Source organism: Nocardioides sp. ChNu-153 (assembly GCF_030466625.1).
GTDB lineage: Bacteria > Actinomycetota > Actinomycetes > Propionibacteriales > Nocardioidaceae > Nocardioides.
Genome location: NZ_JADEVT010000019.1, coordinates 45,937 through 58,177, shown reverse-complemented (window position 1 = coordinate 58,177; position 12,241 = coordinate 45,937). Strand labels below are relative to the sequence as shown.

The window sequence follows — 12,241 nt, the reverse complement described above, 5'->3', positions numbered from 1 at the left end:
TCACGCGCCTCGTCGGCGAGCGGACCAGGGGTCGCGACTGGTACGAGGGCACCTTCCTGCCGAGGATCGGCCCCGTGGCCCTCTACGGGCTGCTGTTCACCATCGTCGTGCTGTTCGCCCTCCAGGGTGACGCCATCACCTCCCAGCCCTGGGACGTGGCCCGGATCGCGCTGCCGCTGCTGGCCTACTTCCTCGTCATGTTCGGCGTCTCGTGGGTCGTCGGTGTCCGCCTGCGGCTGGGCTACGCCAAGACCTCGACGCTGGCGTTCACCGCGGCCGGCAACAACTTCGAGCTGGCCATCGCGGTCGCGATCGGCACCTTCGGCGTCACCTCGGGCCAGGCCCTGGCCGGCGTCGTCGGTCCCCTCATCGAGGTGCCCGTCCTCGTCGCCCTCGTGTACGTCGCCCTGTGGCTGCGTGACCGCAACGACAAGACGACCATCCAGCCGTCCGCTGCCTGACCCGAGCACCGAGGAGAACCCCGTGACCCAGCCCCCGTCCTCTCCTACTGCTGAGCGCGCCCCCCTGATGCCGGGCATCAGCGACCCCCACGACCTGCTCCACGCCGCTGCGCATCGGCTCGCGTCACAGTTCTCGGGGCACTTCACCGAGGAGACCATCGAGCGCTACCTGTTCGAGTCCTACACCGCGCTCAAACGGACCGCGAAGGTCACCGCGTACCTCCCCACCCTGGCCGAGACCTTCGCCCACGACCGCCTCACCGCGCTGGCGCAGTCGCGCGGCGCCATCGCCCACGACGTACCCGAGGTCCTGCTGGTGTGCGTGCAGAACGCCGGCCGCTCCCAGATGGCGGCGGCACTGATCGAGCACCATGCCCAGGGTCGGATCCACGTCCGCTCCGCCGGCTCCCGGCCGGCAGAGGAGATCGAGCCCGCCGTGCTCGAGGTGATGACCGAGATCGGCCTCGACCTCTCCGCGCAGTTCCCCAAGCCGCTGACCGACGACGTGGTGCGGGCGGCTGACGTCGTCATCACCATGGGATGCGGCGACGCGTGCCCGATCTACCCCGGCAAGACCTACCTCGACTGGGCGCTCGAGGACCCCGACCACAAGAGCCCCGCCGAGGTCCGAGCGATCCGCGACGAGATCGACACCCGAGCCCGCGCCCTCGTCGACGAGCTCACCAACAGCTGAGACCGCGAGCAGCCATCCCGGCCGCCCTGCGCCGGGCCGGCAGCGTCCCCCTCACCTCGACCCCACATCTAGGAGCCCCTCCGCATGACCGCATCGACGTCCGACTCGACCGTGCCCACCGTGGTGTTCGCCTGCCGCGCCAACGGCGGCCGTTCGGTCGCCTCCCGCCTGCTGACGGAGCACTACGCCGGGGGCCGCGTGGTCGCGATCTCCGCCGGCACCGAGCCCGGTGAGCACGTCCACCCCGAGGTCGCCCGCGTGCTGGAGTCCCTCGGACTGGACACGTCACGGGAGTCCCCGAAGCTGCTGACCACCGAGATGATCGCCGGGAGCGACCTGGCCATCACGCAGGGCTGCGGCGAGAACTGCCCCTACGTCCCCGGCGCCCGCTACCGCGACTGGCCCCTCGACGACCCCAAGGGGCAGGACGAGACCGAGGTACGACGGATCATCGCCGACATCGACGGCCGCGTCCGTGAGCTCCTCGTCGAGCTCGTGTCGGACATCGACCTCCCGCCGAGCCTCCTCGCCACCGACTGAGGATCCCGGCTCGAGCGGGCCTGGTCAGCGCGTGGCGGCCCTCAGCTCCTCCACCAGCACCTGGTAGCTCCCGGGGGTCCCGGGGGTGGTCGCGTCGCTCCCGGCGAGCTCGGCGGCGTGCCGGGCCCAGTGCTCGAGGTCCGCGACCTCGACCACCATCGAGTCGAACCCGCCGCTCGTCGTCTCGACGAGGAAGCCCTGGAGGGCGGGCCTGACCAGGGGCGCTCCGGCGGGCGGACCGGAACCGGGGCACGGACCTGCGTCGGCCGGTGGGGTGGGCTCGGGCACTGCGTCGTCGGGGGGACTGCCGATGACCAGCACGCGGGCACCGGCGGGGGTGGCGCGCTCGTACTCCTCGACCGTGGGCACGGGCGTCGGCGTGGAACGGCCGGTGTGCTGGACGGGCGCCCCGTCTGCGTCCACCGGCTCCATGCCCCGCTCGACCACCACGTGGGCGACCTCGCGCTGCGTGGGGTCGAGCGTCTTGGTCGCGTGCTCGACGTCGACGGTCAGGACGGCGAAGTAGCGGCGGTAGCGGCCGTGGCGGACCGACCCGCCGTCCGACCAGCCCCGCACGCGGCCGCTGACGGCGACGTCGTGCTCCTCGACCGCGGCGGTCAGGGTGGGGAAGGGTTCGTAGTCGTAGCCCGCGAGGCCGCGGACGACGGACGCGTCCACCTCGGGCGGTCGGCTCGGGACCGGAGCGCTCACCGGGGGGCAGGGGTCCGCGGACCGCGCGGGCTCCTCGTCCGCGGTGCAGCCGCCGAGCACCAGCCCGACAGCCGCGACGACGACGGTCACCGACCTCCACCCGGCCATGGCGGGCACCTCCCTCGGAACGCGAGCCGACAGGTGGTCGGACGCGGTGGTGCTCCGATCGGTTCCCGGTCCCCGTCGCTCGCGCGGCGGCTCGCCCACCTCGTGCGTCCACCCGCGCCATCTCCCAGGTTCCTCGTCGCCCACCCGCCGAACCTGGCCGCACCCGAGGACGCGACAGCACGATTCGCGGCGCCAGGTCGGACGAAGGCCCCACCACACGGGAGGATGCGAGCCGTGGCAGCACCGAGAACCCATCCCGTGGAGCCCTGGCTGGTGGGCGTGACCGTCGGACTCCTCCTCGCCCTCGCGGGCTGCACATCGACCGACGCGCCGACCGAGCGGGGCACCGTCGTCGACCTGCTGCAGCAGGACTGGGGGCACGTGCCCGGGGTCGTGCCGGAGGGTGGTGCGGACGGTGGCGCACTGCGGGTGTCCGCCACGGGGAGGAGCATCGTCGAGCAGGACGGCGGGGGAGGCCAGCCGGACCCGCCGGTCAACCTCGCGGGAACGCACCTGGTGGCCGCGGACGACTTCTCCCTCAGCGCGTCGTTCACGGACGTGACCGCCGACGCCACCCTGGCTGTCCACGACAGCCCGCCGGTGATCGCCGACGAGTTCCGCATCGAGCCGGCAGGTCTGCAGCTCACGCTCGACGGGGAGGACCTCCGGATCGCCGTCTTCGACGGCTCCCCCCAGCAGGACGTGACCGACCCGCAGCCGGCGTACGACGAGCACGTGACGGTCCCCGACCCCGAGGCGGAGCTCTCCGTGCACCGTTCCGGCGACGACCTCGCCGTCGCGAGCGGCAGCGAGACGCTGTCGTCGGTGCCCCTCGGCGACGTGTTCGGCTCGGGCGAGCTCTGGCTGGGGTTGTCGAGCGAGGAAGGGTCCTTCTCGGTCAGGTCGTTCACCGCCGCTGCGCCGGGTGGTGCGCATCTGGCGACCGCCGGTCCCGCCGCGACGGACGCCGGGTCGTCGCCGCGCGGTCTGCAGGCTCTCGCCGCCCGCTCGCGCCCGGACTTCCTGGTGGGGGCGGCGGTGGCCCTCGGCCCGCTCGTCTCGGACGCGGACTACGCGGACAGCTTCGTGGGCGAGTTCGGCGCCCTCACCCCGGAGAACGCGATGAAGCCGCAGGCCCTCTCCCCGCGGCCGGGCGAGTACACCTTCGAGGAGGCCGACGCCCTCCTGGACCTCGCGGAGAGCGGGGGGATCGCCGTGCACGGCCACACCATCGCGTTCTCCGAGGCCATGCCCCGCTGGATGCGGGAGCTCCCCGCCGACTCCGCGGAGGAGCGCCGGGCCAGCGCCGCGGTCCTGCTCGACTACGTGACCACCGTCGTCACCCACTTCCGGGGCCGTCTCGACTCGCTCGACGTCGTCAACGAACCGTTCGACGTCGACCAGGGCACCACCCTGCAGGAGAACGTCTGGCACCGTGTCTTCGGGCCGACGTACCCGGTCGTGGTCTCGCAGGCGGTCCACGACGCCGACCCGGCCGTCCGGCAGTTCATCAACGAGAACGGCGCCGACGTTCCGGGGCCCCGTCAGGACGCCCTGCTCCGGCTCGCTCTCGACACGAACGAGCAGGGTGGCCACATCGACGGCGTGGGCCTGCAGTCGCACGTCTACGACCTCGACACCGACGCCATCTCGGCCGACGACCTCGCGACGACGCTCGACGCCGTCGAGGACGTCGGGCTGGTCGCCCGGATCTCCGAGAACGACGTCACGGACGCCGAGGGCCGGGACGCACAGGCGGAGCAGTACGCCACCGTCCTCGCGACCTGCCTCCGCTCGCAGGCGTGCGTCTCCTGGACGACGTGGGGGGTGGACGACCGGTATGACTGGTTCGTCGACGACGACGGCGGCCTGCAGCAGGGCCACGACTTCCTGTTCTCCGACGGGAGGCCGACGCCGGCGTACGCCGCGCTGCGGGAGGTGCTCGCGGACTGACCGGCGCGTGCCTGCGGGGCTCCCGATCGCGAGGCGGCCCGTCTCAGGCGTGGACCTTCCGCGGCCACCAGAACCGCTCGCCGAGCACGAGCGCGATGGCGGGCACGACGACGGTGCGCACGAGCAGCGTGTCGAGCAGCACACCGAGGCAGATGACGACGCCGAGCTGCGCCAGCACCACGAGCGGGAGCACGCCGAGCACCGCGAAGACGGCCGCGAGCAGGATGCCGGCGCTCGTGATGACCCCACCGGTCGCCCCGAGCGCACGCAGCACGCCCTCGCGGGTGCCGTGCTCCGCCGCCTCCTCGCGGGCGCGGGTGACGAGGAAGATGTTGTAGTCCACGCCCAGCGCCACGAGGAACAGGAACGCGAAGAGCGGCACGTTGCCCGCCAGGTTGTCGAAGCCCAGCAGCCCGGTGAACACCCACCACGACGCGCCGAGCGCCGCGACGCACGTCGCCAGGACCGTGGCGACGAGCACCACCGGCGCGACGAGCGAGCGCAGCAGCACCACCAGCACGCCGAGCACCAGCAGCAGGATGAGCGGCAGGATGACGAGCCGGTCGCGGGCGTTGCCCTCGGCCTCGTCGAGGGAGTCGGCGGACGCGCCGCCGACGTGGGTGTCGTCGTACGACGCGAGCGCCGATCGCAGGTCGCGCACGGTCTGCTCCGCCTCGTCGCCGCCGGGGGTGGCGGCGAGCGTGACGTCGAGCTGGGTGATGCCGTCGCCCTGCGCCGACGGCACGACCTGCACCACGCCGTCGACCCCCTCGACCGCGGCGAGCACCTCGGCGGCGTCGGCCCGCGTGACGACCTGGGTGGGCTCGGCGGCGCCGGCGGGGAACGACTCGGCCAGGCGCTCGCTCGCCGTGATCGCCTCGGGCTGGTCGAGGAACTGCTCGGCCGTGTCGAGGCCGGTCGAGATGCGGAACGTGCCGACGGCCATGAGGGCGAGCACGGCGGTGGCGCCGGCGACGTACACCAGCGGGCGGCGGGCCACCGCGTCCCCGACGCGCCGCCAGGTCGAGCGGGTCTCGGCGAGCACGCGGTCGCCGTGGCGCGGCACCTGCGGCCAGAACACCCAGCGGCCGAAGCAGACGAGGGCCGCGGGCAGCACGAGCAGCACGAACCCGGCCGCCACCGCGATGCCGACCGCGCACGCGAGCCCGAGGCCGCGGGTGGTCGGGGTGAGCGACAGCAGCAGGGTCAGGACGCCCGCGACGACGGTGAACGCGCTGGTCAGCACGGCCTCGGCAGTACGGCGCAGCGCGAGCGCCATGGCCTCGCGGCGGTCCTCGTGGGTGCGCAGCTCGTCGCGGTAGCGGGAGATGAGCAGCAGCGCGTAGTTGGTGCCGGCCCCGAACACGAGCACCGACAGGATGCCGACCGTCGACTCGTCCCACGCGACGTCGAGGACCGCCATGACCTGGGTGGCGAGGATCGCGGCGAGCCGGTCGGCCGCGCCGACGACGACCAGCGGCACGATCCACAGCACGGGGCTGCGGTAGGTCGCGACGAGCAGCACCGCGACCACCAGGGCCGTGACGAGCAGCAGGCGCGTGTCGGCCCCGGCGAAGACCGCGGCCAGGTCGGCCTGGATGCCCGCCGGCCCGGTCACCTGGGCCTCCACGCCGTCGGGCACGAGCTCGTCGAGGTCGGCGCGCAGGTCCTCCACCGCGTCGGCCACCTCGGTCGAGGTCGACGCGTCGAGCGGCACGATGCCGATCGCCGCCGTGCCGTCCTCGGCGGGCACGACACCGGGACCACCGCCCCCGCCCTGCTCCTGGCCGCCCTGCTCCTGGCCGCCGCTCCCGCCGTACGTCGCGACCAGCTCACCCACCGCGGCCTCGAGGTCGGGCAGGTACGGCGCGAGGTCGGCGTCGGAGCCCGCCTCGCCTGCCGTGAACACGACGATGGCGGTCGACCCGTCCTGCTCCGGGAGCTCCTCGGCGAGCTCGAGCGCGGCGGTGCTGTCCGCCCCGGCTGGTACGGCGTCGAGCGGCGTCCGCTCGCGCTCGCCCTCGCCGACGAGACCGATCACGGTCCCGGCGAGGAGCAGCGGCAGGAGGGCGACGACCCACGCCGTGCGGCGGCCGACGATGAGGGTCCGGAGGCGCTCGAGGGTGGTGGACAAGGAACACTCCTGTGCCAAGATCGGGGGACGAACGTTCGTCACCTTAACCATTAAGCAGGTGAAACAAAATGAGCGAGTCCGGGCCGGAGCTGCGGCAGGGGTGGGCGGAGACCGAGACGCTCCTGCTCCTGCGTCGCCTCCTCGACCGGGGGGCGGCGGTGCACCGCCTGGTCTCGCGGAACGCGGGCCTGGGGGACCACGAGATGTCGGCGCTGGAGGCCATCTCCCGCACGCCGATGGGTCCGGCCGAGCTGGCCCGGCGCCTCGACGTCACGGCGCCGGCCGCGACCGGCATCGTCGACCGGCTCGTCGCCCGCGGCCACGCCGAGCGGCGCCCGCACGCGGCCGACCGCCGGCGTACCGAGGTGCACGTGACCGACTCCGGGCGCGCCGAGGTGCGGGCCCACCTGCTGCCGATGTTCCTCACCCTCGCCCGGGTGGACGGCGAGTTCGACGACGCCGAGCGGGCCGTCGTCGCGCGCTACCTGCGGGGCGCGGTCGAGGCGTTCGAGGCCGTCGCGGGCCCGGCGCCGCACTGAGCAGGGCCAGGAGCGAGGCCGGGGAGCGCGCGGGCGCTCAGGCCCGGCTGGCCGCCAGGGCGGCGCCGACGATGCCGGCGGAGTTGCGCAGCGTCGCCGGCACGAGCGGGGTGTCGACGTCGACGTGCGACAGGAACTTGTCGGCCTTCTTGCTGACGCCGCCGCCGACCACGAACAGGTCGGGGGAGAAGAGCCGCTCGAGGGTGCGGTAGAAGACGGTGAGCCGCCCGGCCCACTCCTCCCACGACAGGTCCTCGCGCTCGCGGGCGCTGTTGGCGGTCCACGACTCGGCGTGCACGGCGCGCGGGTCGGAGCCCTCGCCGAGGTCGATCCACAGGTGGCCCAGCTCGGCGTTGGGCACCAGCACGCCGTCGTGCACGATCGCGGCGCCGATCCCGGTGCCGAGCGTCGTCACGAGCACGACGCCGTCGTGGCCCTTTGCCGCGCCGTACCGGACCTCGGCGAGGCCCGCCGCGTCCGCGTCGTTGAGCACGTGGACGGGACGGCCCAGCGCGTCCCCGAAGACCGCTGCGGCGTCGGTGCCGATCCAGCTCTGGTCGATGTTGGCCGCCGAGCCGATGACGCCGTGCCGCACGATGCCCGGCACCGTCACTCCGACGGGCGCGTCGCTCGCGGGGAAGGACTCGGCGAGCTGCTCCAGCACCGCGGTGACGTTCGCGGGGGTCGACGCCTCCGGGGTGGGGATGCGCACGCGCTCGGCGGCGAACTCGCCGGAGTCGAGGTCGACCGGGGCCGCCTTGATGCCGCTGCCGCCGAAGTCGATGCCCAGGGGGAGGTCCATGCGCCGATCCTAGGAGCCGGGCGGGCCGAACGCCGCCCGCACCTGCGCGTCCGGGGCGCCCGCGGCGATCAGCGCCGCCAGCAGCACGCGGGCCTGGCCGGGCCGCAGCACGTGCGCGTGCACGGCGCCGGCCGCGACGAGGTCGTGCCCGCCGCCCCCGCCGCCGTACCCCGGGGACAGGGGGCCCGTGGGCACGCGGGTGGAGACCGCGACGGGTACGCCGCGGGCGGTGCAGCGCGCGACGCCCGCCACGATCGCCGGTGTCGCGTTGCCCGACCCGAGCCCGGCGAGCACGACGCCGTGCGCGCCGGCCGCGAGGCTCGCGTCGAGGTGGGTGGCGTCGCCGCCGGGGTGCACCGCGACGAGGTCGACGCGCACGCCGGAGACGGGCGCGGTCAGGTGGGGCAGCGGCGCGCCGCCGGGCTCGTGGGCGAAGCCGTCGACGGCGACGGTGCTGCGCTTCGTCGTGCCGGCGGCCGGGAGCACGCGCCCGCCCATGGTGACGAGCACGCCGGGGGCGTCGGGGCGGCCATGGGTCCCCGCCGCGAGCGCGAGGGCGGTGCGGAGGTTGGCGGGCCCGTCGGCGTCGGGGTCGTCGGCGGTGCGCTGGGCCCCGGTGACGACGACGGGGCGCGGGTCGCGGTGCTGCAGGTCCAGCAGCAGCGCGGTCTCCTCCATCGCGTCGGTGCCGTGCACGACCACCACGCCGACCGTGTCGGGGCGCGCCAGCTCGGCGCCCACCGCGTCGCTGACGGCCTGCATGTCGGCGAGCGTCAGCACGGAGGAGTCCGCCGCCAGCAGGTCGACGACGCGCACCTCGGTGCCGGCGGGCACCGCGACCCCGGCCAGCAGCTCGGCGGCGGCGAGCGCCGGCGCGCTCGTGCCGTCGGCGTCCCGCACGCTCGCGATCGTGCCGCCCGTCGTGACCACCGCGACCGTGCCCACGGCCTGCTCCCTCCGTCGTACCTGCCCGTCATCCCACCACGGCCGACGGCGGGGAGCCGCCTCGTCTAGAAGGCGCCGTGGCGCCCGGCGCCGTCCCGGAAGCGCGTGGCACCCTCGAGGGCCTCGAGGAGCGCCTCGGTCCCGTGGTCCCACTCCGACCGGAGGGCGCGGTCGAGGGGCAGGCCGTGCTGGTCGTACACCGACAGCCGGTCCTGCTGCAGGCACACCTGCGGGAACCCGGCGATCTGCTCGGCCAGCTCGACGGCCTCGGCCAGCGCCTCGCCCGGGGCCGAGACGCGGTTGGCCAGGCCCATCTGCAGCGCTTCGTCGGCACCGACCGGACGTCCGGTCAGGATCAGGTCGAGGGCACGCGAGCGCCCGATGAGTGCCGGTAGCCGGATCGTGCCTCCGTCGATGAGCGGCACGCCCCACCGCCGGCAGAAGACGCCGAAGGTCGCCGCGGGGTCCGCGACGCGGAGGTCGCACCACAGCGCGAGCTCCAGGCCGCCGGCGACGGCGTACCCCTCGACCGCGGCGATCACCGGCTTGGAGAGCTGCAGTCGCGACGGGCCCATCGGCCCGATGTCGTCGGCAGCACCGGTCGGCGGCGCGATCTTCATGCGGGAGGCGCTGACCGCCTTCAGGTCGGCGCCCGCACAGAAGGTCCCGCCGGCGCCGGTGAGGACCGCCACCGACTGCGCGGGATCGGCGTCGAAGGCGACGAACGCCGCGTGCAGCGCCCGTGCCGTGGGGGTGTCGACGGCGTTGCGCACCTCGGGACGGTCGATGGTCACGACCGTGACGGGCCCGCGGCTCTCGACGTGGACGGTCATCCCGGGAAGTCCGTCGTCGTGCGCGCCAGGACCGGGCCGAGGTCGAGCCCGGGCGGCAGCGTGCCGAGGGCGCCGCCCCAGTCGCGGTCGAGCCGCGAGGCGCAGAACGCGTCGGCCACGGCCGCCGGCGCGTGGCGGACCAGCTGAGACCCCTGGAACACCAGGGCCATCTGCTCCACGATGCGCCGCGCGCGGAGCTGGACGTCGTCGAAGGAGGTGAGCTCCTTCCGCAGCCGGTCGACGGCCGCGTCGTAGCGGCGGTCGGCCCCGAGCGCCAGGTCGGCCTCGCCGAGGAAGGCGTCGAGCGTGTGCGGCTCCTTCGCCAGGGCCCGCAGCGCGTCGAGCGCAGCGACGTTGCCCGACCCCTCCCAGATCGAGAGGAGCGGCATCTCGCGGTAGGTCCTGGCCAGGTCGAAGTCCTCGATGTAACCGTTGCCGCCGAGACACTCGAGCGCCTCGCCGACCGCCATCGGCGCACGCTTGCAGACGTAGTACTTGGTGACGGCCAGCGCGATCCGGCGCAGGGACTGCTCACCCTCGTCCCCGCGGATCGCGCGGTCGTTGGCGCCCGCGAGGCGCGTCATGGCGCTCGTGGCCGCCTCGGACTCGACGTGCAGGTCCGCCAGGACGTTGGCCATCGCCGGCTGGTCGACGAGGAGCTCGCCGAACGCCGAGCGGTGCCGGGCGTGGTGGGCCGCCGCGGTGACGGCGGTGCGCATGCCGGCCGAGGACCCGATCACGCAGTCGAGCCGGGTCATGTTGACCATCTCGACGATGGTGCGCACGCCCCGGCCCTCCTCGCCGACGAGCCAGCCGGTCGCCGCGTCGTACTCGATCTCGGACGAGGCGTTCGACCGGTTGCCGAGCTTCTCCTTCAGGCGCATGAAGCGCATCGCGTTGCGCTCGCCGCCGGGCAGCACCCGCGGGACCAGGAAGCAGGAGACGCCCGCCGGCGTCTGCGCGAGAGTGAGGAAGAGGTCGCTCATCGGCGCGCTCGTGAACCACTTGTGGCCGCGCAGCTCCCAGGTGCCGTCGGCCTGCGGCACCGCGGTCGTGGTGTTGGCGCGCACGTCGGAGCCGCCCTGCTTCTCCGTCATCGACATCCCCGCGATCAGGCCACGCTTCGACTCCGGGTCGCGCAGCCCGGGGTCGTACTCGCGGTTGGTGAGGAGGGGCTCGAAGCGAGCGGCGAGCTCGGGGTTCGCGCGGAGGGCGGGCACGACGGCGTACGTCATCGAGATCGGGCAACCGTGGCCCGCGTCGACCTGCCACGCGTAGAACTTCGCGGCGCGCGCGACGTGGGCGCCGGGCCGGTCGTCGGCCCACGGCGCGCCGTGCAGCCCGTGCGTGACGGCCGTGCGCATCAGCTGGTGGTACGCCGGGACGTACTCCACCTCGTCGACACGGTTCCCGTAGCGGTCGTGCGTGTGCAGGCGCGGCGGCACCCGCTCGGCGAGGCGCCCCCAGTCCTGCGCCTCCGCGGTGCCGGCGAGCCGACCGAGCTCGTCGATCTCGGGGAGCGCCCAGGCGGCGCCCTCGCGCTCGACGCCCTCGCGGAGCGCCGGGTCCGCGGCGGTGTTGTGGCCCACCAGTGGCGGGGCCTGGTTGAACACCTCGTGGGTCGTGGTCATCGTGGTCGTCCCTTGTCCGTCGAAGGTCGGGGGTCGTGCGCCGCGGCACCGCGCCTGCGGACCACCGACGACATTACAGATCGAACGTCGAGTGTGTCTACGAGCGTAAGACTGGGAGGATCTCGGTCGTGGACCTCGACCTCAAGCCGCTCCCCGCCAGGTCGGTCGTGCTCTCCCTCATGCTCGGCTCGCAGCCCCTGCGCTGGACCCCGGCCGTCCTGGTGCGCGCCGGCGAGCACTTCGGCATCCCGGCGCCGACCCTGCGGGTCGCCCTCACCCGGGCGGTCGCGGCCGGCGACGTACGTCGAGAGGACGGCGACTACGTGCTCGGCGACCGCCTGGTGCGGCGGCAACGTCGCCAGGACGAGGCGGTCCTGGACGCCGAGACGCCGTGGGACGGCACCTGGGAGATGGCCGCGGTCGTGGTCGCCGGGCGCAGCGCCCCCGAGCGCGCCGCGCTGCGCGAGACCCTCACGGCCCACCGGCTGGCCGAGCTCCGCGAGGGGCTGTGGGTGCGCCCGGCCAACCTCCGCCGCCCACGGCGCTACGCCGATGACCCCGTGCTCGTCACGTTCACCGGCCGGCCCGACGACGGGCGGGCCTCGGTGGCGGCGCGCCTGTGGGACCTGACCGGCTGGGCGGCCGAGGGACGCCGCCTGGTGGACCAGCTGCAGCGCACGCACGAACCCGCGCTGCGCCTCGCGGCGGCCGCGCACCTGGTCCGCCACCTCGCCGCCGACCCCCTGCTCCCGGCTGCCCTGCTGCCGGCCGACTGGCCGGGCGCGGCGCTGCGATCGACGTACGCCGCGTACCAGGCGGAGCTGCGCCACCTCGCCTCGGTCTGAACCGCGAGCACGGGGCCGTGGCGCGTCCCCGGCCGGCTTTACATC

At 74.4% G+C, this 12,241-nt stretch carries 12 protein-coding genes; 6 read left to right on the top strand and 6 right to left on the bottom strand.

Annotated features, from left to right (window positions below; genetic code table 11):
• From INN71_RS17065 to INN71_RS17055, 3 genes are all read left to right on the top strand, one after another.
• A partial coding sequence (locus INN71_RS17065) for an arsenic resistance protein (RefSeq protein ID WP_367619049.1) occupies positions 1–461 on the top strand: 461 nt, incomplete at its 5' end.
• A gap of 22 nt (positions 462–483) precedes the next feature.
• Positions 484–1,155 carry an arsenate reductase ArsC gene (locus INN71_RS17060; RefSeq protein WP_277500019.1) on the top strand — a complete coding sequence of 224 codons (672 nt, stop codon included), beginning with the start codon at positions 484–486 and terminating at the stop codon, positions 1,153–1,155.
• Between the two features lie 84 nt (positions 1,156–1,239).
• The gene (locus tag INN71_RS17055) at positions 1,240–1,695 is read left to right on the top strand and encodes a low molecular weight phosphatase family protein (protein WP_277500020.1); all 456 of its coding nucleotides are present in this window, start codon (positions 1,240–1,242) and stop codon (positions 1,693–1,695) included.
• 24 nt (positions 1,696–1,719) lie between these two features.
• On the opposite strand, the gene INN71_RS17050 is transcribed toward INN71_RS17055, so the two are convergent.
• Entirely contained in the window at positions 1,720–2,514 is a 795-nt protein-coding gene (locus INN71_RS17050; protein WP_277500021.1) for a hypothetical protein, read from the bottom strand.
• A 234-nt stretch (positions 2,515–2,748) separates the two neighbouring features.
• Between INN71_RS17050 and INN71_RS17045 the strand changes: the two genes are divergently transcribed.
• Positions 2,749–4,467, top strand: a complete 1,719-nt coding sequence (locus tag INN71_RS17045; RefSeq protein ID WP_277500022.1) for an endo-1,4-beta-xylanase — start codon at positions 2,749–2,751, stop codon at positions 4,465–4,467.
• 43 nt (positions 4,468–4,510) lie between these two features.
• Here the strand turns inward: INN71_RS17045 and INN71_RS17040 are convergent, their stop codons facing one another.
• Positions 4,511–6,601 (bottom strand): MMPL family transporter, encoded by a 2,091-nt coding sequence (locus INN71_RS17040; protein ID WP_277500023.1) that lies wholly within the window; start codon positions 6,599–6,601, stop codon positions 4,511–4,513.
• Positions 6,602–6,669: 68 nt separating this feature from the next.
• On the opposite strand from INN71_RS17040, the gene INN71_RS17035 reads away from it, so the two are divergent.
• On the top strand, positions 6,670–7,140 hold the full coding sequence (locus INN71_RS17035) for a MarR family winged helix-turn-helix transcriptional regulator (protein WP_277500024.1): 471 nt from the start codon (positions 6,670–6,672) through the stop codon (positions 7,138–7,140).
• Between the two features lie 37 nt (positions 7,141–7,177).
• On the opposite strand, the gene ppgK is transcribed toward INN71_RS17035, so the two are convergent.
• The 4 genes from ppgK to INN71_RS17015 form a co-directional block, all read right to left on the bottom strand.
• Positions 7,178–7,942: a polyphosphate--glucose phosphotransferase gene (ppgK, locus tag INN71_RS17030; RefSeq protein ID WP_277500025.1), complete on the bottom strand. Its 765-nt coding sequence runs from the start codon at positions 7,940–7,942 to the stop codon at positions 7,178–7,180.
• Positions 7,943–7,951: 9 nt separating this feature from the next.
• Positions 7,952–8,887 (bottom strand): asparaginase domain-containing protein, encoded by a 936-nt coding sequence (locus tag INN71_RS17025; RefSeq protein WP_277500026.1) that lies wholly within the window; start codon positions 8,885–8,887, stop codon positions 7,952–7,954.
• Between the two features lie 65 nt (positions 8,888–8,952).
• Entirely contained in the window at positions 8,953–9,720 is a 768-nt protein-coding gene (locus INN71_RS17020) for a crotonase/enoyl-CoA hydratase family protein (protein WP_277500027.1), read from the bottom strand.
• A complete protein-coding gene (locus INN71_RS17015) occupies positions 9,717–11,351 on the bottom strand; it encodes an acyl-CoA dehydrogenase family protein (RefSeq protein WP_277500028.1) in 1,635 nt (544 codons plus the stop codon). The genes INN71_RS17020 and INN71_RS17015 overlap by 4 nt, the downstream gene beginning before the upstream one ends.
• Positions 11,352–11,479: 128 nt before the next feature.
• Here INN71_RS17015 and INN71_RS17010 point away from each other — a divergent pair, with 128 nt between their 5' ends.
• Positions 11,480–12,196, top strand: coding sequence for a PaaX family transcriptional regulator C-terminal domain-containing protein (locus INN71_RS17010; protein WP_277500029.1), 717 nt, complete (start codon positions 11,480–11,482; stop codon positions 12,194–12,196).
• Positions 12,197–12,241: the final 45 nt, after the last annotated feature.